This window comes from bacterium SCSIO 12741 (assembly GCA_024398055.1).
Taxonomy (GTDB): Bacteria; Bacteroidota; Bacteroidia; order Flavobacteriales_G; family Salibacteraceae; genus SCSIO-12741.
Genome location: CP073749.1, coordinates 4,123,073 through 4,145,931, shown reverse-complemented (window position 1 = coordinate 4,145,931; position 22,859 = coordinate 4,123,073). Strand labels below are relative to the sequence as shown.

General features: G+C 42.3%; 20 protein-coding genes. 6 read left to right on the top strand and 14 right to left on the bottom strand.

Annotated elements, in window-relative coordinates; all coding sequences use genetic code 11:
• Positions 1 to 100: 100 nt before the first annotated feature.
• From KFE98_17700 to KFE98_17690, 3 genes are all read right to left on the bottom strand, one after another.
• On the bottom strand, positions 101 to 2,068 hold the full coding sequence (locus KFE98_17700) for a UvrD-helicase domain-containing protein (protein ID UTW61825.1): 1,968 nt from the start codon (positions 2,066 to 2,068) through the stop codon (positions 101 to 103).
• A gap of 3 nt (positions 2,069 to 2,071) precedes the next feature.
• On the bottom strand, positions 2,072 to 4,204 hold the full coding sequence (locus KFE98_17695) for an AAA family ATPase (GenBank protein UTW61824.1): 2,133 nt from the start codon (positions 4,202 to 4,204) through the stop codon (positions 2,072 to 2,074).
• Between the two features lie 567 nt (positions 4,205 to 4,771).
• Positions 4,772 to 5,635, bottom strand: a complete 864-nt coding sequence (locus KFE98_17690; protein UTW61823.1) for a glycerol kinase — start codon at positions 5,633 to 5,635, stop codon at positions 4,772 to 4,774.
• Positions 5,636 to 6,016: 381 nt separating this feature from the next.
• On the opposite strand from KFE98_17690, the gene KFE98_17685 reads away from it, so the two are divergent.
• Positions 6,017 to 6,274 (top strand): DUF4212 domain-containing protein, encoded by a 258-nt coding sequence (locus KFE98_17685; GenBank protein ID UTW61822.1) that lies wholly within the window; start codon positions 6,017 to 6,019, stop codon positions 6,272 to 6,274.
• 24 nt (positions 6,275 to 6,298) lie between these two features.
• Entirely contained in the window at positions 6,299 to 8,074 is a 1,776-nt protein-coding gene (locus KFE98_17680) for a cation acetate symporter (GenBank protein UTW61821.1), read from the top strand.
• A 292-nt stretch (positions 8,075 to 8,366) separates the two neighbouring features.
• On the opposite strand, the gene KFE98_17675 is transcribed toward KFE98_17680, so the two are convergent.
• The 11 genes from KFE98_17675 to KFE98_17625 all read right to left on the bottom strand — a co-directional run bounded on the left by KFE98_17675 (position 8,367) and on the right by KFE98_17625 (position 16,822).
• Positions 8,367 to 9,410: a hypothetical protein gene (locus KFE98_17675; protein UTW61820.1), complete on the bottom strand. Its 1,044-nt coding sequence runs from the start codon at positions 9,408 to 9,410 to the stop codon at positions 8,367 to 8,369.
• Between the two features lie 245 nt (positions 9,411 to 9,655).
• Positions 9,656 to 9,901 (bottom strand): hypothetical protein, encoded by a 246-nt coding sequence (locus KFE98_17670; GenBank protein ID UTW61819.1) that lies wholly within the window; start codon positions 9,899 to 9,901, stop codon positions 9,656 to 9,658.
• Positions 9,898 to 10,524 (bottom strand): hypothetical protein, encoded by a 627-nt coding sequence (locus tag KFE98_17665; GenBank protein ID UTW61818.1) that lies wholly within the window; start codon positions 10,522 to 10,524, stop codon positions 9,898 to 9,900. The genes KFE98_17670 and KFE98_17665 overlap by 4 nt, the downstream gene beginning before the upstream one ends.
• Before the next feature lie 125 nt (positions 10,525 to 10,649).
• Entirely contained in the window at positions 10,650 to 11,288 is a 639-nt protein-coding gene (locus KFE98_17660) for a response regulator transcription factor (GenBank protein UTW61817.1), read from the bottom strand.
• On the bottom strand, positions 11,281 to 12,546 hold the full coding sequence (locus KFE98_17655) for a tetratricopeptide repeat protein (protein UTW61816.1): 1,266 nt from the start codon (positions 12,544 to 12,546) through the stop codon (positions 11,281 to 11,283). The genes KFE98_17660 and KFE98_17655 overlap by 8 nt, the downstream gene beginning before the upstream one ends.
• Entirely contained in the window at positions 12,507 to 12,785 is a 279-nt protein-coding gene (locus KFE98_17650; protein UTW61815.1) for a hypothetical protein, read from the bottom strand. Before KFE98_17650 ends, KFE98_17655 begins: the two co-directional genes overlap by 40 nt.
• A 23-nt stretch (positions 12,786 to 12,808) precedes the next feature.
• Entirely contained in the window at positions 12,809 to 13,093 is a 285-nt protein-coding gene (locus tag KFE98_17645; protein UTW61814.1) for a hypothetical protein, read from the bottom strand.
• A gap of 30 nt (positions 13,094 to 13,123) precedes the next feature.
• Positions 13,124 to 13,537, bottom strand: a complete 414-nt coding sequence (locus KFE98_17640) for a hypothetical protein (GenBank protein UTW61813.1) — start codon at positions 13,535 to 13,537, stop codon at positions 13,124 to 13,126.
• Positions 13,538 to 13,579: 42 nt separating this feature from the next.
• Positions 13,580 to 15,100: a hypothetical protein gene (locus KFE98_17635; GenBank protein ID UTW61812.1), complete on the bottom strand. Its 1,521-nt coding sequence runs from the start codon at positions 15,098 to 15,100 to the stop codon at positions 13,580 to 13,582.
• Between the two features lie 10 nt (positions 15,101 to 15,110).
• Positions 15,111 to 16,481: a hypothetical protein gene (locus tag KFE98_17630; protein UTW61811.1), complete on the bottom strand. Its 1,371-nt coding sequence runs from the start codon at positions 16,479 to 16,481 to the stop codon at positions 15,111 to 15,113.
• Entirely contained in the window at positions 16,478 to 16,822 is a 345-nt protein-coding gene (locus KFE98_17625; GenBank protein UTW61810.1) for a hypothetical protein, read from the bottom strand. The genes KFE98_17630 and KFE98_17625 overlap by 4 nt, the downstream gene beginning before the upstream one ends.
• A 474-nt stretch (positions 16,823 to 17,296) precedes the next feature.
• Here KFE98_17625 and KFE98_17620 point away from each other — a divergent pair, with 474 nt between their 5' ends.
• From KFE98_17620 to KFE98_17605, 4 genes are all read left to right on the top strand, one after another.
• The gene (locus tag KFE98_17620) at positions 17,297 to 18,898 is read left to right on the top strand and encodes a sensor histidine kinase (GenBank protein UTW61809.1); all 1,602 of its coding nucleotides are present in this window, start codon (positions 17,297 to 17,299) and stop codon (positions 18,896 to 18,898) included.
• Positions 18,891 to 19,544 (top strand): response regulator transcription factor, encoded by a 654-nt coding sequence (locus KFE98_17615; protein ID UTW61808.1) that lies wholly within the window; start codon positions 18,891 to 18,893, stop codon positions 19,542 to 19,544. The genes KFE98_17620 and KFE98_17615 overlap by 8 nt, the downstream gene beginning before the upstream one ends.
• A 79-nt stretch (positions 19,545 to 19,623) precedes the next feature.
• Positions 19,624 to 20,121 carry a T9SS type A sorting domain-containing protein gene (locus KFE98_17610; GenBank protein UTW61807.1) on the top strand — a complete coding sequence of 166 codons (498 nt, stop codon included), beginning with the start codon at positions 19,624 to 19,626 and terminating at the stop codon, positions 20,119 to 20,121.
• Between the two features lie 5 nt (positions 20,122 to 20,126).
• Positions 20,127 to 22,847 carry a hypothetical protein gene (locus KFE98_17605; protein UTW61806.1) on the top strand — a complete coding sequence of 907 codons (2,721 nt, stop codon included), beginning with the start codon at positions 20,127 to 20,129 and terminating at the stop codon, positions 22,845 to 22,847.
• The last annotated feature ends 12 nt before the right edge of the window (positions 22,848 to 22,859 follow it).

Below are 22,859 nucleotides of genomic sequence, written 5' to 3'. Positions count from 1 at the left end.
TCGTAGTTAAAAACACACCATTGAAAACAAAGCCTCCAGTCATTTTGATCACCGGAAATTACCTCATTGAGTATTGAAACCTGAGCCATATTGTTTGATTTTAGTTTAAGTCTATAACATTTTCTTCTCCAAACCATTCTTTAGCCTTGTTCACTACTGATTCACTTGGAGAATGATAATATACAGCTAATCTCTCTTTTGCACGAGTGCAACAGACGTAAAAGATTTTCTGACTCCTTTCAAGGATTTTTGGAAAAGAATTCAGTTTAGATTTTGTCGTTGATCCACCATTGACAAGTAGTTGGCGCTGATTTTCAGAATCGAGCAGATATTCAAAGTTGTAGTCGTTCCAATTTCCATTATTTAAAACAACCAAAACATTATCGAATTCGGTTCCTTTTGTTTTGTGTTGCGTTGAAAATGGCGTACGACCTTCTAAATATTCAAACAGAGCCTGAAATTCGGAATACGATACTGACATAACCTGGTCATAGATGTATTTCTTTTCCGTTGCAAATCTTATTAACCTATCTCCTTTAACACAAATACCCTTTTCATCTGCTTCATTTAGGACTTGCCCAATTGTTTTGCCTTCGACATTACTTAGACTTTCAATTCTATCCTTCAACTCTCTTTTATCCGGCGGGGTCCGTAATCTACTCCTATAATCAGTGATCCTCAGAAACTCATTGTAGTTGCCACTTTTATACAGCCAAAGAATACTTTGAAGTCGATATAAATGCTGTATGAGATCATCCCTTTTACTTCCTTTTTTATTAATATCCTCTTCATCCTTTTTCTTGTCATCCAAGAGCTGATCCTTATCAACATAAATATTGGAAAAAACCTTATAATCGATTTGAAGTGCAGAATCATAAAGTTCCGGATTTTCATTAATAAATACTTGCATACTTGTTGTTGGTGAAACTCGTTCTAACGCCCTCCCAGATTTACCATCTTGAAGTGATGATACAACATCCCCAAAACTCATTTCTGAATAATCAATGCCAGTTGGATTGGCCTTGATGAACGCTTTAATTCTTCTCCCAAACTCTATAATTCTGTCCTTGTCATAAATGTTGATTAGGTTCTGAAAATTTGCTTTTTCCGCTATTAAATTATGAGTAAGGTTTAATTCTTTTGTTGCTTTTGAATCTTCAAAGTCCCAGCCTAAATTAGCCTTGACATTATCGAGATGACTATCCGATGAATATAAAAACTTGATTACCCCTTCTTTGACATTTTCACCAACCATGTTAGGTGCGTTCCTATCTCCCGAAGGGACTTGAGTCAATTCATCGGTTCTTAGCCTGTTTGCGAGCTCAATAATTAGCCTTGGGTTTCTTCGGTTCTGCTCCTTTTTTACTTCCCGAACTTTATCCTCTTCTTCTCCAACATATACATTCAAATCACCAACGGTTCTGTTATAAATTGACTGCATAGAGTCTCCAAAAAATCCAATAACATTTCTTTTGGGCGACAGCTTGAAGTGATCGAGAAATATTTTGACCACCTCTTTTTGAGTATCCTGATATTCATCAATAAAAATGAACTTAAACTTATCCTTGACAATATCACCAAGTTTCGGGAATCGCTCAAACATCCGATCACTCAAAGCAATTACTTGATCGTGAGAAATAATTCCTTTTGAAATTCTCAAATATTCCTTGTATTGGATTTTGTTGTTGGGATTGCCTGGGTCGTTGAAGTTGTCAAAATAGTCTTCTGGCACAGTTTCAACTTCGTTAACCTTTATCGCTTTGACCTCGGAATTATTGGCTAATTCTACAAGACAAATTTTTAACTCCTTTTGGAAATTCTTGATGCAGTCCCAAAGAAAATCATGAATGGTAGTTACGTTCAGATTTTTATGATCTACCCTCTCTTCAATTTCCTTAACTGCCGCATTGGTATAAGTCATACAAGCAACTTTACAGCTTGGATGTTGTTCAATCACCCGTTTAATCACTTCAACCAAGGTGTAGGTTTTTCCGCTACCGGCACCACCGCTTAACAAGAAGTTTCTACCATGGTTTATATGCTCGAGTATTTGTTCAATTTCGGTCATAGCTTAATTGTCTTTTAACCACAACAACCCCTCTTTAATGTAAACTGGTATTTGCCAATTAGAGAATTGAATCCCTTCTGTATCTTCCGAACTATTTAAAAGAATTTCAATCGCAAAGGACGGCTTACTACCAATGGCATCATTTGAAAAGTCGTAAACATCAATTTCACCCGCTCTAAATTTCCTCAGATGCTTTTCCGTCAACGACCGGAAGGAATTGTCTGAATTCTTAACAAACCCTGCATTGATATGAACGAACGAATCTTCAAAAGATCGGGCATGATAAGATTGGCTTTCAGAGTTCATTTCATTCGATTGAAATACTAATTGAATGCGGCCATTTTCATCTGGAACCCATTTTTTTGTGCCATCAGTTTGAGTTTGTTTTGATAATCTCTTATGATGCAGTGTTTTCCCTATAAGTTCGGTTAAAGAGTTTGTACCCAGGAAGAAATTCAAAGAGGCGTTCGTCGAAATTGAAGCATCAGGATCGGTTACCCGGCAAGCCTTTCTCTTTGTTTGTTCACTCTCTGTAACGATTTTGGCTGAATCTATATCTGTTATTATCAGAGTTTTAATGCCTACAAATTCTATAAACTTCTCAAAAACTTGTGAGTGAGCTCCAACTTCTACCAATGAAATGTTCTGTGAAAGTAATGGGTTCTCGTCCCGTTCCTGATCAATTTTTTTCATCATTGCAGGAAGAATAATTCTTTCAGTATCTCCCTCGACTAAAATGGCTTTATCGGCGAAAAACAATTCAGCTTTGCTTAATGTCAAGTATTGTTTTAAGAACCTATAATTTTTTTCCTCTCCGTCTACCTCATACTCGTTCTGAAGGGACTTTAAACTTTTGGCAATGACTTTTGATTCCCCTATCCTTTTTAAATAGTGTATATCATCGAAATCGCTTTCAGAAACGATGTGCGAAGAATGTGTACTAATGATGTATTGAAGTCTCCAACTTTCATCATCCCGAACTATGCCCTCCCCAAGTAACTCTTTGATATTTTTAATGAAGATATACTGCATTTGAGGATGAGTATGTGCTTCAGGCTCTTCAATAAAAAGTAAATTAATATCGGCAGGTGCTTCATTTTTAGTGCGCTTGAACTCTCTTAGAAGAATTTCAATTTCAAATATGATACTGATAAGGTTCATATATCCTAAACCATTGTTGTATTCAGGAAAGCTATGCTCTCCATGCGTATACATAACCGTGGTGTTTCCCTTTAACAAATCGCGGTGTTGTAAAGTGGACTCAACACTAATTTCTGATTCACCTCTTATCACACCTCCAAACTTCCTTACCTTTTCAATTGTATCATGGAATAGACCTTGATAAATCTCACTTAAATCAACATCAGTATCGATTAACTTGTTTTTAAAGTCTTCGATTCGAGCATTGTGTTCATCGGTTGCCTCTGTCTTTTCATAGATCCTTGAAGTTTGAATCGAAAGCGTCTTGTCAACTTCTCTATTGGTTACATCTCTCTTCGCACTAATAAATTGAAAGTTTATAATATCTCTCAACGATACCTGTTCCTTTTCTAAATCAATTTGAGACAGATTATCACTTTCCCCATCGTCTTTTGAACATGAAAGGGACAATTTTGAATGTTTGAAGTAGTCGAGATTGTTTTTTAGAAAATGAAATGAATCTTTGACTTTATACTCTGCATCCGAACGTTTTCTTTCTTCCTCTTTGGTCTTAAATACCGAATAATCTTCTCTAAGATTTTTGAGCGATTCGGCGCTCATTGTATAGCCGAAACTGAGTAATATGAAATGATGATCTGGGTCTAAATCCATCATAACCCGACTAAGGTTTGCAAGACTGTCAGAGTCGTGATATTCAATTAGGAGTTGCATTTCTATGCCTAATGGGGAATAATCACCCCAATCGATATCATCATTTTCGATCAATTCTTTCAATTGATTCTTTAATTCAATATTGAAATCGTTAAACGTAAAGCGGTTTCTTTCTGATCGATTTAAGAATTTGTCGATAACCGTTAACAATGATGTTTTTCCTGTATTATTCTTACCAACTACCAGTGAGAGTTCATCCTCTAATTCAATACGAAAGTCTTTTAATAGCCTGTAGTTCTTGACCCCAATACGTTTTACCTTCATCTATCTATCCGATCTAATGATTACAAAATATCATGCTAAACATCAAACGCTTTATGTGAAAGGAGACCCTCAAATACTTTGAAAGCCTAGAGAAACCAGGGTAATAATACACAATGAACAGTTTAGTTTAAGCCTCCCTAAATTAGAAAGAAATTGGTATTTAGACTTGGTCCTAAGGCAGATTTACCAAATGCACTAATAAAGTATCCTTAGTTGCGTATTTGGATTCCCAATGAGTAATAGACTCCTTCTTCTACCCACTAAAAGATGGGAAAAAAGTTTCATCGTTTTCGAACGGAACTAACCTCTCATTTACAGCCGCCGCTATTCGTGGACTAACCCAGCACAACCCCTCCTGCCATCGGCTCAGCCGATTCCAGCTGATTTCTTGAAGAAAGACTATTGTTAACCAATAAAGAAATCAAGAATTCCGGCCAACGCACCACAAGAGTATTGCCGAATTACTCACCCGTTCTCTGTTCATTTTCATCGGTGTTCGTGAGAAAGTTCCCTCTGGTCATTTCGCCATACCCTTGCTACCCACTGCACAAGAATGAGAGTAAAAAACTAAACTGTAATTCCCTTTTTTCGAAGTTTGGTTTCAAGCACTTCATCCAAATTATCAATGTCAGCACTATTGATTTCAATTAGCTCAAAATTGTACTTGCTATAGAGGTCAAGCTTCTTTTGCTTTCTCTGTCTATAACTTGGATCGTCTTCCATTCCCCAGAATTCAACATAGATTTTGTTTTGAGGCAAGTAGAAATCACAGTACATAGGCTCATCAATATTCACTTTCTTCTCATAAGCATGGACTATTCCATTCTGATAAAAGAAGTTGTCGATTAACAGCTCCCCTCGACTTCTAACTAAATGTCCATCTGAAGTACGTTTTTTCGCAGGATATTTTTCTCTAAAGTCCTTTTCTTCTCCGAGATTAGTATCAATCTCTTCAGTCTCTACTATACCTTCCCCTATTTCTATAGATCGCTTGAGATGGGGATTAATGAGAATTGACTCATTCCAAATACAATATGGAGTTCCGTTTTGAGCTTCAAATTGGTGTCCCCCATTCTTCTTTCCCAATTTTGTTATGGTCCAACCTCCGGCATTTTTTTCTATCCATCCTAATTCGGATAAATACAAATTGATTTTGCGGCTTGAAAGACTATAAAACTCTCCTATCGTGGTTGCATTATGGGTATTACTTGAATCAATATCAGCATCAATATCAAGATTAGAGGGCCAAACCACATATTCGCCATATTTCGGATTATACTCGACGTTTCCTCCGGCTAAACGACCTTCTTTGGTCAATTGCCATTGTCCTTCTTTTCGATAAATCCATCCATTCTCTTTTAGGATTGCAAATAGTTCAGCGGATTCAAAACCAAGTTTTCGGGCGAGTGCGGAAGTTGAAAGGTATTTCATTTAAGAAGTTGATGGTAAACACCGAAATTAAAGAATCGGAATACAAATTTCAACCCCTAATCTTTGACCTATAACCTGACATGACACCTGTCTGCCAAAGGAGGATTAAATATCCCGGCCACCTGACGTCTTCGTCGAAATACTCCTCTACTCTGGAAGAACTCTCACAGGTAAAGTGAATGGACTTAAGCTAAGTAACACAACGCGTTATTATCGGACAAAAAAACTAATGCATAAACCAAACCCATACACAGGATTCACCCACAACTCACACACCAACATTCAACAACTAACCCCAAAAAAAACAAGCCTCCTAAACCCAAATGAACCGGAGAATTCAAGGTAAAACCTAATTTAGCTTGCCAACGCAACACGTTTCTAATGGATAAAAAATCAAGATCACGGGCCTACTGGAGGGAAAATCTAAAGTACCTGGCCATCCTCCTTTCCATCTGGTTCCTTTCCTCTTACGGTGCGGGTATACTTTTCGCAGATGAACTCAATCGATTCGCCTTGGGTGGGTTTAAGCTTGGATTCTGGTTTGCCCAACAAGGGTCTATATTCATTTTTGTGGTGCTCATCTTCGTCTATATGAGAGTCATGAATCGCTTGGACAAAAAATATGGGTACGATGAATAACGGCTCACCAATAAAAAGAACAGCATGAGTGTAGAATTATGGACTTGGATATTGGTAGGTTTAACCTTTGCCTTGTATTTCGGTATTGCGATTTGGGCTAAAGCTGGCTCTACCAAAGAGTTTTATGTAGCTAGCGGTGGAGTATCGCCTTTGGCCAACGGAATGGCTACAGCAGCCGACTGGATGAGTGCTGCTTCTTTCATATCCATGGCAGGATTGATTTCCTTTATGGGCTATGACGGTTCGGTCTTCCTGATGGGTTGGACGGGTGGTTATGTGCTATTGGCCCTATTGCTCGCCCCCTACTTACGAAAATTTGGAAAGTTTACCGTTCCCGATTTTATTGGAGACCGCTACTATTCGAATACCGCTCGAACGGTGGCAGTGCTTTGTGCTTTGATTGTTTCCTTTACCTATGTGGCCGGACAAATGCGCGGCGTTGGTATCGTATTTTCTCAGTTTCTTCAGGTAGATATCACCCTGGGTGTTATCATTGGAATGACGGTGGTTCTGGTTTTCGCTTTTTTGGGTGGTATGAAGGGCATCACTTACACGCAGGTCGCACAATATTGTGTGTTGATCTTTGCCTTTATGGTACCGGCCATCTTTATTTCCTTGCAAATGACCGGGTCGGTCATTCCCCAAATGGGTATGGGAGGCACCGTTGGGGACGGGACCTATTTACTGGACAAACTGGATACCTTACACACCGAACTCGGATTTAGTGCCTATACGTCCGGTTCCAAATCGACCTGGGATGTGTTTGCCATCACCATGGCGTTGATGGTGGGTACAGCCGGACTTCCTCATGTGATTGTCCGCTTTTTTACAGTACCTAAGGTGAGAGATGCCCGTAAATCTGCGGGTTTGGCACTCTTGTTTATCGCTATTCTCTATACCACCGCTCCTGCTGTGGCTGTATTTGCCCGAACCAATCTGATCGAAACGGTGAGTAACGAAGAGTATACCGCCCTTCCCCAGTGGTTTAAAAATTGGGAAAACACCGGATTGATTGCTTGGACGGATAAAAATCAGGATGGAAGAATTCAATACGTTAATGGAAACGCTTTGGAAGGAAAGAAACCAGTCTTTTCTGATGACCGGGGTGCACATGGGCAGCGGTTGATCACTAATCCCGGAAATTCAGCCAACGAACTGTATGTGGATCGCGACATCATGGTTTTGGCCAATCCTGAGATTGCCAATCTGCCCAACTGGGTAATTGCTTTGGTAGCAGCTGGTGGATTAGCAGCTGCACTTTCCACAGCTGCCGGATTGCTGCTGGTAATATCTACCTCCATATCCCACGATTTAATCAAAAAACAAATCAAACCAGACATCTCAGATAAAGGTGAACTACTGGCTGCTCGTATCTCCATTTTAGTGGCCATAATCATCGCCGGAATCTTTGGTATATATCCCCCAGGATTTGTGGCCGCGGTTGTTGCTCTAGCGTTTGGATTGGCCGCTGCTTCCTTTTTTCCCGCCATTATTTTGGGAATCTTTGATAAACGAATGAACAAAGAAGGCGCCATCAGTGGAATGGTGGTTGGTATTTTGCTCATGCTGTTCTACATGATAAAATTCAAAACGGGATTGATTGGAGTGATGGATACGGCACCTCAATCCGACTGGTGGCTGGGAACTTCGCCCGAAGGTTTTGGAACGATTGCGATGCTGATCAATGTGTTGGTGGCCGTGGTTGTATCGCGAATGACGGCAGCTCCTCCCCAAACGGTTCAAAACTTAGTTGAGGACATCAGAATCCCCAGCGGATCAGGTAAAGCACAGGCTCATTAGTTCTGCCAAAAAAACATTCCCACAGTAGTCAAGTGATTTTTTGTCATAACTCAGTGAATAAGGCTTATCAATTACACTTAAAACACTAACTAAAAGTTAGTTAAGGCCTGCAAAACGTAAAATAGATGCCAGAATATGTGGAAATCTACCTTGAATCCTTTTCGGTAAATTACCCTCTTGCTACCGCTTTATCAAAGGAGCAGCTATCCTCTATCTTTCAACTTCCAGTTGAAGAACATACGGACCAATCGGGTAATCGATCAAATCATTATAGGAGATGATAATCTCAATACTAACGGTTTATCATACCCATTTCCTTCAAAGCCGACATTCGAATCCCAAAATAGGCGGCCTTGGTTCGGGATCGACCTGCATTTTCTACCCTTAAGAACTGGAACTCGATTTTATAGGATTGATCATTCCAGTCACAGCGCTGTCCTTTATGGACTTCACGGGATGAATTGGGAATAATGACCAACAGACCATTTTCGTTTCTTTTCCAAAGGCTGATTTGAATTGTTTCCGCCTTTTTGTCAAATTCGTCGAGCCATACGGCGTACTCGTCATTTCCATAATCAAAGGTGACATAATATCCCTTTTTAAACCAATGCACCTCTTCCTTCAACAAAGTGATGGATTCGGAAGACAAAGGTTTATCGTAGAGTTGCTTTTTGATTTTTATCGATTCGATCACGTTATGATCAAACTGTTTCATGCTTTCCTTTAAGGAGTCATTCTTTTCATTTTCAAAATCTTGTTCTACGGATTGATGGCCCTGTATTTCCCGGAAAAGACTATCTATCCGTTCATCATTGGTGTTGGCGGCCTTTATTTCTTTTTTGATTTCATTCTGTAAGCTATCAATGGCCGAAGTGGAACTTTCCACCTTTGTATCTTGTGTTCTGTTGGTAGAATCCGTTGCGCTTTTCTCTTCGATGGAATGATCTAATTGAACCAAAAACGTTTGACGATCTTTAAAACGTTGATAGGCCCCGGAATAAAGAGTATCGATATGAGCCTTCATGGCTCCGGTATCTGTGAAGGATAGCTGCCTCATGCTATAGGCCAGAATGTACTCCTCCTCCAAATAGGTTCCTTTTCCGTGCTTTTGAATCAGTTCGTAATACTGCTTTCGAATATTGTGAAACATGGCAAATTGGTCCTGATTGTACTCCACAGTATCCTTTACATAACTCCGCCATAATCCGAAGCCAGAAAGGAGAAAGGTCATAATAATAGACCAAAGCGCATACTGTGCATCTTTTTTTAAAGCTTTGATTTCCTGGACTAACTTTTCAGATTCCAAATTGGAATTTTGATCTTTGTTTTTAGTCATGACAACACCTTGATTTTATATAGGTTCTAACTTAGTGATAGTGTGGCTTAGGCATAAGCGTATAAATACCTGTTTTGAAACAGGATTGAGAGATTTCCTCGATTCCTGATGAGCATCAGAAATCGGTTTAAGGTTCCAACTACCGCTTAACCAAAGGAAGCACCACCCTTCCCTTGTAATTTGTGGCTCAGAATCATAATGGATAAGTCACATGTGAGAATTTGCATTAGGGATCCTCCCACCTATTATTCCACCAATGTCAATTGCTGCAACGGAGGGCCATATACCTTTTGAGCCCCTCGGACATCTACATCGGTAAAGGACAGATCCTTGGAACCTACTTGACCGCAGAAGTAGTGCATCACGGAGCGGGGATCGTATTGCGTAAGGTTTATGGTACCACTGGTGTTTTCATTGGGGCATTTGGCGGGAGCTCCACTCCGAATATGTTCGTGTCGAAAACCGAGAACATGTCCTAATTCATGCCTCAAAACTCCAACTGGATCGAAGGATGTTTGGTAGTAGCTTGGGTCGATATAAATTCTTCTCCTTGAAGCTGGCGAGGTAGGAAAAAATGCGGAGGCAATAAAAGCCCCCCCGAATCCAGCTCTCTCACGATAAAGGTGACTTCATGAGTCAGATTTAGGGAAGCGGATGAGTCCAGGTGTTCAACATGCTCAAAATTTACCCCACAAATAGCTTCCCACTGTTCGGTGGCCATTCGCATGTTTTGTTTAACCCATTCATATTGTTCCTGTGTCCTGAAGGTGTTTCGAAGAACAGCATATTTAAGCACTTTGCCGGGTTTCCACCGAACAATTTTCCCTCGGCTAACAATGCCGACTAATTTGGCCGAAGTAAGCTCAAAATTACTAGTTCCCATTTCGGCATTCGCCAATTGGTTTTGAACCTGTTGAACCTCCATTTCCAAGGCGTATACAAACAATTCATCTTCATCTTTGAGAAGGTCGCCTTCGCAGACATAAAAGGTGTTCCCCTCAATTTCCAATTGAGGTAGTTTTGATTTCAGGTTTAAGAAAGTTGAGTTATTTTCTCTGGATGCAGAGAGCGCATTCTCCCCTGACAAAAATTGACTGGACAACGTATTTTCCATTTCGGTATCGTTTTAAGTTTGACTAATGATTTGCTTCTGGGTGAACCAGAATAAAGAAATAAAGGTACCTGCTTGGAAATCCTTGTATCTCATGGAAAACCGTGATTTTTTTAGGGACGAAATGGCTATTCCAAACCATTGGTGACAGCAAATTTGACTAAGCCAGCCACATTTTTGCTTAGTGTTTTGCTTAACAGGTTGCGTCTATGAGTTTCTACCGTATTGGCGCTTATGAACAATTGATTGGCAATTTCCTGAGTGGAATATTCGCGGCATATCAAACTCAATATCTCCTTTTCTCTTGGAGTCAATTTGATTACTCCGACGGCATCATCGGATTCGAAATCACTCCCTAGAATTTCCCGAACCTCTTGGGCAAAATAAGGCTTCCCTGACAAAACACTTTTAATTGCAGTTAGGACCTCTTCTTTTTCTGAAGTCTTATTAAGATATCCCACCACTCCACGACTTACCGCTTCCTGTATGTTACTATAGTTAACACTCATAGAAAGCATGATCACTTTCAACTCCGGGAACTTTTCTCGAATTTGAATGAGGGCTTTTAGGCCATCCATTTCAGGCATGTTGATATCCAAAAAAAGAATTTGCGCCTTTCTGGACCAAGGATCATTCAGAAAATCGAGGGGGTTCGGATAATCTTTTAAGGCACCCACAATCGATTCATTTTCCAGCATGGATGTCAATCCTTGCCGAAATAGCCGATGATCATCTATAAAAGCAATATGTACCATCTCATCAGACATGAACATCAAGAATTACAATCGTTCCACGACCCGGTTGAGAATCTACTTGATAAGTACATTTGAGTAAATCGATTCGGGATCGGATGTTTCGAGAACCCATCCCCTCCTTTATTTGACCCGGATCGAAGCCCTTGCCGTTGTCTTCGTAAATCAGGTTCAAACTGTTTTCAATTCGAAGAGTTTGTAAACTGATTTGAGTGGCTTCAGCGTGTTTGAGTGTATTGGCCGTGAGCTCTTGTAAAATCCGATATATCTCGAGGCTCGAAGCTTTGTTACAATCATCGGTTCGTTCATCCAAATACAAATGCATCTCCAATCCCGTGGAACGTTCCACTTTCTGCTTTAGCTCTTTAAGGGCCAGAATAAGACCATAATTTTCGATCAAATCACCGGATAAATCCTGGGCAATGTTATGCACTTCCTTAACCGTTTGATTTACCAGATCTACGTGAGGTGTATTTTCCTCTTCTTTGTTTTTCGTCAGAGATAGTTTGAGGGTTGCTAGAAGATTACCCACCCGGTCATGCAAATCTCGTGCGATACGATTCCGTTCCTTTTCCTGTCCCTGAAGCATTGCTTTTAGAGATTCCAGGTCTGCCTTGGCCTCCATTTCTACCAGCTGCTGCTCCTTTACATTAAGCTCCATTTGGTTGATGTAGCGTTTTTGCTGGTGAAACCGGAAGCCCAATACCAACATGGTACATACCGCCAATAGCGCCCCGATGAGGATAATGATCAGAAACCTTCTATTTTCAGATTCGGCCCTGGCTCGACCCACCCGTTCTTTTTCAAGAACTACGGCACTTTTTAATCTTTCGAGATCATATTTCTCAAGAGAAGTTTGGAGGTTTTCAGCCATCTGATTGGCGTAAAGTTCATCCTTGCGTTCATTATGTCTGGCTAAATACCATTCCGTACTATCTGCTATTCCACTTTTGGAAAACCAATAGGTTAAACTCTCCAATACCTCTACTTCGGTTACCAAATGTTGACTATTTACTGCCAATTGATGCGCACGGTCCAGGTAATATTTGGCTGAATCGAGTTGTTTTAACCCCATAAAGCTCATGCCCAAATGATGATAGGTCCAAGCCAATCCGGAGAGCCTATTTTCCTGTTCTTCAATAGTTCGGGCCATGTGGTAATATCGGAGGGCCTCTTCCCAATCAGCCTGACTTTCATAAACTGCTCCTAAATTGCTCAATACGTCAACGCTGTCTAACGCTGTCCCCCTCCTTCGTTGATTTGCTTTAAGCATTGACCGTAATAGTACTTGGCACTGTCCAATTCGTCGATCTCGTAATAAATGACTCCCAAACTGTTTAAGGCATCCTTGCTAATCAATGGACTTGTTTCTGTCATTTGATAGTAGCGTAAAGCGTCATGACAAGAATGAATGGCCCGTTCGGTCTGGTTTAAGTAATAATAGGCATTGCCCAAATTCAAATGGACATTGCCCATACCCGTCCAATCCTTATGAATTTTTCGAATTTCCAAGGCTTGTGTAAAAAGCGGAATGGCTAACTCATAAGCCCCCGGTGGTAATAAATGTTGCCGGTACTAACCAAAAGTTCAGCATAAATCAAGGATTGGGAATCTTCTACCTTTTCTAAAAGAAGCTGACTAAGTTTATAGGCACTATCGGGATCAGAAGCGATGAGTTCATCTATATGGTCGATCATTGGAAGAAGACTATCTTGCTTCAAGTCACCTGAAATACCCTGTGCCTTAAGCAAATGACAGAAAAACAAACAGTTTAAGGCGATCAAGGCAAAAAAAACGCAGGAACGAGTTTTCTGACCCATTCCTGCAAGGTATTAAAATTCGGTGTAAGGTCAGACTCCTCCTCCACCTCCCTGGTTGGAGACCTTACCTTTCGTTTTTCGTCCTTCATAAATGGTTGTACCATCCACATTACAGACTATGTAGCAGCCATTTATTTCTGAGCCCGCAGGATAAGGATTAAGGCTATAAAAGTCATTCATCGTAACCACCTTTGACCGACTATGCGGTGCATTATCCTCATCTTTGTCCAGGTAAAAAACCGCAACATATTCCCAGTCCTGACTCACGTCGTCATACAGGTCATCACACTTATTGGTGATGGTTGTGGTTAAACCCTCGTGCCCCTCTGGAAAGGTGTTGTACTGGATATATTTATAGTCAGTATGGTTCCACCGAAGATCCATTTCAATAACCTGGCTTCCTCCTGCTTCATCAGATTCTAAGGTTAATATTTCTAAGTCCATTGTTCACTATTTAAATTTCAAAAAAAATGATTGCTTCACCCCTTAAGTTTTCCGAACCTTAAACGGGATTTCCTTGTATGCCAGAACTCTGTGGTAATCGCTGTCATAAAGAATGATATGCGCATTCGGCTTCCCAGTTGGCTGACAATTAGCTGAGTCCAATTTTAGCTCTGGCAAACGAATAGGTTCTTTCGGAACGCATTTGTCATAATCTACCGTGGAACTTGAACATTGCAGGTATGAGCATTCTTTACGTGAATAGCAAAAATCATGAGAACCATCAGCGAACCTCATTCCTATAACAAGAACATATCCTTTATGCACCCCTCTTCGGTGCAAAAACCGTTGAATCATGGGGTTGTCTTCTTTTTTTACCTTAGACAACCGGCGCATACCACTTTCCTGATATTTAAGCCACTTGGGTTGGTATTCAAGATTGACATTACAGTTCTTATCGCTTTTTACCTCCATCTTCCAACGAATTCTATTGGTTAGGGGAGTGTTTACGGCACGGCCATATAAAACAAATGGCCGGAATCGACGAAAACGATCCTTTTTCTTATCGTGCGAGGCCCAAAAATATGGCTTGTATTTCCGGTCCATTTTTTGGGTAAGAATGTCGTTCAATTCAAAGTAGTTCCCTTTAAAAGTTCCCGAATTGAGCATGGCCAAAAGGAGGGCTGAATAGTGAAGTAAGCAGTCATCCTTGCCCATCTTAGAAGCGCCAAATTCTCTTCCAGATCCCATAAAACAAACGCTCGCCTCAAAGTCAAAATCAGGATCCTTTTGATAGGAATCAAGCATTTTGTCGTAAAAGCCTTTATTCTTAAAATAGGTGCTTCGTTTTTGAGCCTCCAAATAGGACTTCAATTGATCAATTTCAGCCTTGTACTCTTTACACTTTTTGAGTTCATCCTCGTTTTCCGTTTCTCGACGTTGTGCTTGTTCCAACTTTGCTTTGAGGTAAGCCAATTGTTCTTTACAATTTTCAGGGTTCCAACTCTTTCTAGGATCTGTAAAAGCAGCAACCTCGGTACCAATACTGCCCTGTTGGCTTCTTTCCTGTTGTTGGAGCTTTTCACGCTCAAGAACAATGGATTTTTGCGTTAATAATCCTCCGGAGAAACAGGCGTCGCTCACAAATACCACCGTAAAATTCTTATGAAAAACAGACAAAATCCTTCGAATTTCTTCTTCAGATGCCATTTGATCATAATAACAAAGCAACTGCCAGTTATCTTTAAAACATCCCTGATCATCGTAGCGATTGAGGTTCTCGCCATGTCCGGTGAATGAAATGAACAGAAACCCCTCCTGCTCGTAGGATAATTCGGCATACTTCAGGAGTAAGGCTTTTACATTGGCCCAGGTAGCCTGAGATCCGCAGAAGTAGTCGAGTTGTTCAAACCGATCGCTTTGTTTCGCAAAATCGAGGTAGGCTTTAGAATTGCATATTGCTTTGTCCAGGTTATAGGGATCAGCGTAGTGATGTTCATCCACCTCGTTGACTCCAACAATAACACCATAGCCACGATAGCTATCTTCTCTTGATTTTTGGTTCATATGTTAAGATTTAGAAGTTATAACTCAAGCCAAAAAAGAAACCATTGTCCCACTTATCCATGGTAGTAGGCGTGTTGCCATCACCCGCATAAATGCCGCCCAGCTCAAGCCCTGTTTCCAAGCGTTTCACCCGACCAAAGGACCAGCCTCCATTGAGCACTACCCGCTGCTTTCTACCAATCAATAATCCGCCACCTAAAAGGTATTGTGGATTAGCTTCATTAGTAAGAATAGCCCCGACACTCAACCCGGCATTGAAATAGGAATTGGTGCGTGCATAAAAGTGTACGAGTGCCCCTGCGCTAATGGCAAAATCACCGGTTTCTTTTTGATAAATTCTCTTTTGAAGAGTAGAATCAGCTGTGTACTCATCACGGGTCAGAAATTCATCATCCCTGAGGGTTGTAAAAAACAAACCTGCGCTACCGTCTATTTTCAAACCACCATTTATGCGAACTTTAATGGGTTGATCCCCGTTTCGCACCACTTTGTCTCCCTCTTTGATTTCCAACTTGTAGTGCACTTCATCGTAATTCCCTGGAGCGGTGGCATCAAATACCTGAAAGGTTTTGGTATTGGCCAATTGGTCCAACATTTTAGCGGCTTTGTCCACCTTTTTATAAAATTGGTCGTATTCGTCGCCACTTAACGAAACAGATGCCATGTGCTCTTTAACCGCCTCCTTGAGGTTCATTCCTGTATAGGCCGCACCAACGGTTTGATAAATCACCTCATTCAAATGGTCCCAATTGGCCTGATAGTCCTTTTCCGTCCAATGCATGTTCTTCTGCATTCGATCCTGGTAAGCCGCCATTTGGCCATTTAACTGATCAAAGAATTCGTTCCAAAAGTCCAGTTTGGCTTGATCATCGTCCCCATCATCACCGATGTCCTTGAACCCCATCGAATCTCCTGTTCCACCATCTGCGGCTTCACCGTCGTCTTCAGCATTCTTGTCAGAACTGATTCCCAGAGCGGTGCTAAGCCCTTCAGAAATTTTGAATTTATCATTGGTGTAATACTCCCTCTGCACTTCAATGGAATGAATCGAAGGGTTCATATTCATAACGATAATTCCAGTGGGCTTTCGAACTCCTGTGTTCAGTTTACTTTGAATGCGATACCCCATACTGTCTTTGCTATAGCGAATCATATAGGGATCTTTCAATCGCAAATCATAAACGATGAAGCGCCCCCGCCTTCCTTGATCGTAACTCTTTGTAATCCAATCGTAAAGCTTAGTACTATCGTCAGTGTAGTTTTTCTCCTGTTCTACCAATTCATGATCGGTTAGAAAGAAATTCCAGTGCAAACCGTCTTGTGCGAATGCTTGCAGGGCCATTAGAGAAAGACCCAAACAAATTACAACCTTGACCCTCATGATACCGCGTTGTTTTGCCCCGGTTGAGGGGCTAATAAACCAACCAGTGCACCAACCACTGTAGTACTTATGGCGACGAATTCCCTTGGAAAAGAATCTGCTGCGTCTGCGTCTCCAACCATGGCTACGCCCATATAGGCCACAATGGGAATGACAATGGCCGCGATGATGGCCCAGATGACATAATGATAGACCTTGGTGTCCGGAATTTGACCTATTCCTTCGTATTTCTCGTTGATCTCCTGATCAATTTCCTGTTTGACTTCCGGTGGAAGATTAGACAGGTTGGAAACCATTTGTTGCCAGGATTCCAACTCTTTTTGTGGAACTTTTTTTTTCATCTGAAATGGATTTAAATGTTTGATTTCCAAAGTTGAAAAGAGAAAAAAACAATCTTCTCATGGTTTTCAGGGATATTTGCGACAATCCTAAAACCGTCCTACAAAACCCATTTCAATAAGTAAAACATCAAGCTACAGAGCTCACCTTTTGAGAAGCCCTCTTGACGGTTTCTCTTCATGGGATCACTATATCAAATATTAAATGTAGACCCGGATGGATTGAATTCGGCTCTCTTCTAACCACCTTATTAACAGGGAGGTAAAATGGAAATCTACCTTGACTCCTTTTGAGCACTTTGCCCATCGTTTTATCAAAGGAACAGCTTCTGTAACACCACCCCCTGAACCAAGAGTTATTCCCCAAACCAATACAAACTATATTTGTCCTATTAGCTCCGACAACAATGGGGAGCAGCTACTCCTGCGGGAATGATATTGGGAACTATCAAGGGGTTTATTTGTTTGACGTTTGTCTTGTTATCTGGGATGGGGCTATTCGCCCAGACGGATGAGGGCGATGCCTTTACCAATCACCTGGAACAGGCGCAGCGCTACCGTAATCTTCAGCTTTACCTGGAATGTGTACAACAGGCACAGATGGCCGTGGATTTAGCTCAGGAAAAGGGTTGGACCGAACGCTACATGAGTGCCAGTATTACGCTGGCGGAATACCTACGTGCCTCTGAAAATTACCAAAAGGGTATTGATGTACTCTATGCTTTGAAGAATACGGAGGCCTATCCCCGACTGCACGTTCGTAAGCTGGGTCGTCTTGCAGCCTTGTATCATGAAGCTACCTTACCCAAGGAGATGAATCAATTGGACAGCGTTCGGGCATATCTGGATCAGGCGGTAGTAATGGCGGAGGAAAATGAATTTCTGGAAGAGGAAGCTTCGCTTAAAAACGAGCTGGGCTACTTTGTATCCAAGAATGAGGATTTGCGCAAAGGACTGACCATTTTAATGGAGGCTGCGGCCATCTACAAGCAGTTGGATGACACCCGGGGATATGTAAGATCCATGACGCACGTGCTGGACGATTACATTGAATTGGGCAACGACGCGAAGGCTAATGAACTGGGCGTAGAATTGGTTGAACTCATTGAGGATAAAAAATGGTATACCAATGAGTTGGATTTATACAATTTACTCTCCAAGCAGTGCAAGTACAAGGGGCAACGGCTCTGTGAGTTGGAGTGGAAAATCAAAGCCCGAAAGAGTAATATCAGGTACATTAAGGCCATCAATACTTCCCAAATGGCAGACTTTCGGGTGATTCAGGAAACCCAGAAGTTTAAGGAAGATGCCGAGGAAGCCGAAAGACTGGCCCAGCAAAAGGAACTGGCCTTGAAGGAAGAAGAGTCGCATACCCGGGAACTTAGGCTCTACCTGGCTTTAATCCTGATTGTAGTTCTGGCCGTAAGTGCCTTTTGGTTTCGGGAAAGAAAACTCAAGCGGGTATTGAATCAGACGAACGAACAACTGGCCGATGCCAACCAGAAGTACCAAACGCTTTTGGTAGAAAGTAACCACCGGATCAAAAACAACCTCCAGATGGTTATCTCCATGTTGAAATACGCCAGCAAGGATCTAAACGACAAGGATAGCCTGGCCTTTAAACGGATGTCAGGAAAGATCTATACTGTGAGCGCTTTGCACAAGCATTTGTATATGAACGATCACAATGAAAGGGTAAGTATTAAGACCTACTTTGAAGAGATCATAGACATGTACCGCAACATTTCTACGCATACCTTTCAAATAGACGGTTCCCTCGCCCCTGCTGAGATTCAAAGCGAGCGTATGGTCTACTTTGGCTTGATCTTTAACGAAGTACTGACGAATACCTTTGAACATAATTCGGAAATGCACCCTACAATTACCATCGAAGTTACTCCCGAGGACTCTGAAAACAAGAAGTTTAAGTTTAGCTATTCCGATGGATCGAATTACGGTTCCGATTATCAGGAAGGCAACGGAATCGGGCTAATTCGCAAGCTGATTAAACGTGTTGGAGGCAATGAATTTTCACTGGATCCTAATACAGGAACTTACCAATTTGAATTTTATGCCTAAGCCGAGGTTGGTCATACTGGAAGATGAGTTCTTTGCGGCAGATCATCTGCGCGAAGAGGTCGAAGCGCTTGGGTTTTATGTCCAGGCCGTATTTGACAATGGAGAAGCTTTTTTAAAAGAAACCGATTGGGACTTTGATGCAGCGCTGGTCGATATCTTTTTATCCAGGGATCTCACTGGGTTGGATGTGGCTAAGCACCTCAAGGAGCGTAAAAAGCCCTTCCTATTCATTACCGCTAATCAAGACAGCGCCACCTTGAAGACAGCCGCACATTTAGCGCCATCAGCTTACATCAGTAAACCGTTTAAAACCAACGACATTGCCGCCGCTCTGGAAATGATTCGTCACCAACTCGTGCCTAAAATCAGGATAAGAGGAAAATCCGGAGTGGATGAAATCAACCCGAATGATATTTGGTTTATCAAATCCGATCGGGCCTACATCGAGATCTATTCCTACCAGGGAAAAATTGTACAGCGAAGGTTACTCAACGAGATTCAGGAAGAGCTTCCGGACACCTTTGTTCGGGTACACCGATCGTACATTATCAACCAGGAATACATGGAGGAACGAAGCGCCACGCAGATCCAAATAAAAGGCCATTCCATCCCCATTTCAAGAAGTTATCGCGACAACCTGGGTTAGTGGCCCTACCCTGTCATTCGTAACAAAAGACCTTCCTACGTAGCAAAAAAAGGCCCCTTACCTAGTTAATCCCATATCCTTGATTCCATTATTAAATGATGAAGTCATGCGATATTTCTGCACTCTCTTAACGTTTCTACTCTCCGCTTTCGGAACACTTCAGGCCCAACAGGCTACCGTGTCTGCCGGTGGTGATGCCTCTGGAAATGGTGGTTCTGTAAGTTATTCAGTTGGACAGGTCATGTACACCCATTCCGAAGGGACTCGGTCCACCGTATCTCACGGCGTTCAACAGCCTTTTGAGATTCATGTGTACTATGGCGAACGGGAACAGTTTATCTCCCTTGAGTTGAGCGTTTATCCCAATCCCACCGTCGGAATGTTGTTTTTGAACACCGGTACGGATCAGCGTGATTTTCAATACAAACTCTTTAACCTTCAGGGAAAACTCATTCAGGAGTCATCCTTTACTGCCCAAGCCGAAATTGATCTTAAACCCCAGCCTCGAGCCACCTACCTCTTGCATATCCTCCACCAACAAGAAGTGATTAAATCTTATCGGATCGTTAAAAATTAATGGCTATGAAATCTTTGTTCTCTACCCTGGTATTGGCTTGTTTAACCGCATTTGTATTTGCTCAGGCTCCTGGTAAAATCAGTTATCAATCCGTCATTCGATTGTCGGATCATACCTTGCTCACCAATCAGAAAGTAACTATCGATATCTCCTTACTTAGCGATACCGTGGGCGGTGTGGTGGTTTATGAAGAGACCCATAATACCCGAACCAACGACAATGGATTGGTATCGCTCGAAATTGGATCCGGAATCGTTATTTCAGGAGACTTCTCTACCATCGATTGGTCGGCCGGCCCCTATTTTATCAAAACCGTTACCAATGCTACGGGAATTCCTGGTGATACGGTTGTTGGAGTGAGTCAATTGCTAAGTGTACCTTATGCCCTACATGCCCAAACTGCAACCCTTGCAGGTTCATTGGCCAATGGGGAGCAAGATCCACAATTCAATCAGTCTCTTGCTGCTGGCATTACCTCAGCCGATACCAGTTTCTGGAATCAAAAGACTGTAGATACTCAGATCGATTCTGCCGGAATTGCTCAACTTGGATTTGTAGCCGGTGCCCATACGGTAAACACGGATAATCAAACCCTTTCTCTGGTCGGGGATTCCCTTCGGATTGCGGGTGGAAATACCATTGACCTCTCCTCCATCGATACTCAATTGGATTCAACTGATATTGCCAATCTTGGGTTTACAGCCGGTCCTAAAACCATTGACACCAAGCTGGATTCAGCCGGAATAGCTGCCTTCGGTTATGTAGCAGGTCCCAAAACCGTGGACACCGATGACCAAACGCTATCCTTGTCGGGTACCACCCTTTCTATTGCCGATGGTAACTCCGTAAACCTCGCTTCTATCGATACCGATACGAAAATCGACTCAGCAGGTATTGCTGCCTTTGGATTTGTAGCCGGTCCGAAAACCACAGATACCGATGATCAAACCCTGTCTCTTAGTGGCACCACCCTCTCCATTGCAGATGGCAACTCAGTCAACCTGGCTTCCATCGATACCGATACGAAACTGGATTCTACCGACATTGCCGCTTTCGGATTTGTAGCGGGTGCGCATACCATAGATACAGACACCGACGATCAAACCCTTTCCTTGTCGGGTAACACCCTGAGCATTGCGGATGGAAATTCAGTAGATCTATCCTCTTTCGCCAATACCGATGCCCAAACCCTTACGTTTAGTGCGGGAACCTTGGCGGTATCGGGTGGAAACTCGGTATACATTCCAGCCACTACTGATACCGATGATCAAACTCTTTCCTTGTCGGGTAACACCTTAAGCATTGCGGATGGAAATTCAGTAGATCTGTCCCCTTTCGCCAATACCGATGCCCAAACCCTAACGTTCAGTGCTGGAACCTTGGCCGTATCGGGTGGAAATTCCGTCTTTATCCCAGCTACTACCGATACCGACGATCAAACCTTAAGTCTATCCGGAACAACCTTATCCATTGCCGACGGAAACTCAGTTAACCTCTCCTCCATCAACACCGATACGCAGCTCGATTCAGCCGGAGTTGCTGCCTTAGGATTTGTAGCAGGGGCCCACACCGTGGATACGGATACAGATGATCAGACACTCAGTTTGAGTGGTAATTCCCTCAGCATAGCCGATGGAAACTCCGTAGACCTTTCCTCCTTTGCGAACACCGACAACCAAACCCTGACCTTCTCTGCCGGAACCCTGGCTGTATCGGGTGGGAATTCCGTCTTCATCCCATCCACCACCGACACCGATGATCAAACCCTAAGTTTGAGCGGCAACTCCCTAAGCATTGCTGATGGAAACTCCGTAGACCTTTCCTCTTTTGCCAATACCGATGCCCAAACCCTGACTTTTTCAGCAGGAACGCTGGCCGTTTCAGGTGGAAACTCGGTTTATATTCCAACCGGAGTGGATACTGATGATCAAACCCTGTCCTTGTCCGGTAGCAACTTAAGCATCGCCGACGGAAACAGCGTAGATCTATCCAGCATTGATACCAAACTGGATTCAGCCGGAATAGCTGCCTTAGGCTATGTAGCCGGATCACACACCGCCGGATCGGACAAACAAATGACCTTTAACGACGGTGGCAAAGTGGGTGCCGATGCCGAGCTGGTTTACGACAAGAGTAAAAACCACATGGCCATTGGTACCTCTACGATTAACAACAGCGCCGCCCTGGAAATCAAATCGACCAGTGGAGCCTTACTTATGCCTCGAATGACCACCGTTCAACGAGATTCTTTGACTGCGGAAATTGGAATGATGATTTTCAACATCGATAGCGGTAAATTCCAAGGTTATTCAGGTTTTACTGGTGGAACCGAAGTCTCCTTTGACCACCACACCTTTAAAGGAAACCTTACCTTTTCCGGACAATCCTTCACGGCGGTGAACAATGGACAATGGACCAAAATAGAATTGGATTTTCAAACCGGAGGATCAGATACCCTCAAAATTTACAACGGTCATCAAACCAGTAACAATCCCATTCATGTACAACCCATAACGGTTGGATCAGGACAGCAAACGATTGTATTATCCAAACCCATCCCAATTACTGCGGGTCAGCAGTACGCCTTCTCTACCAATATGTCCTGCGGGTACTACCCCTTTGGAACTTATGGAGGCGGCTCAGCCTTTACGGTAGGCCTATCCTTTCCAGGAGATTTATGGTTTAAGATCTTAACCGGTAAATCACAGTGGGAGAATTTGCATTAGTCCTGGAAAATC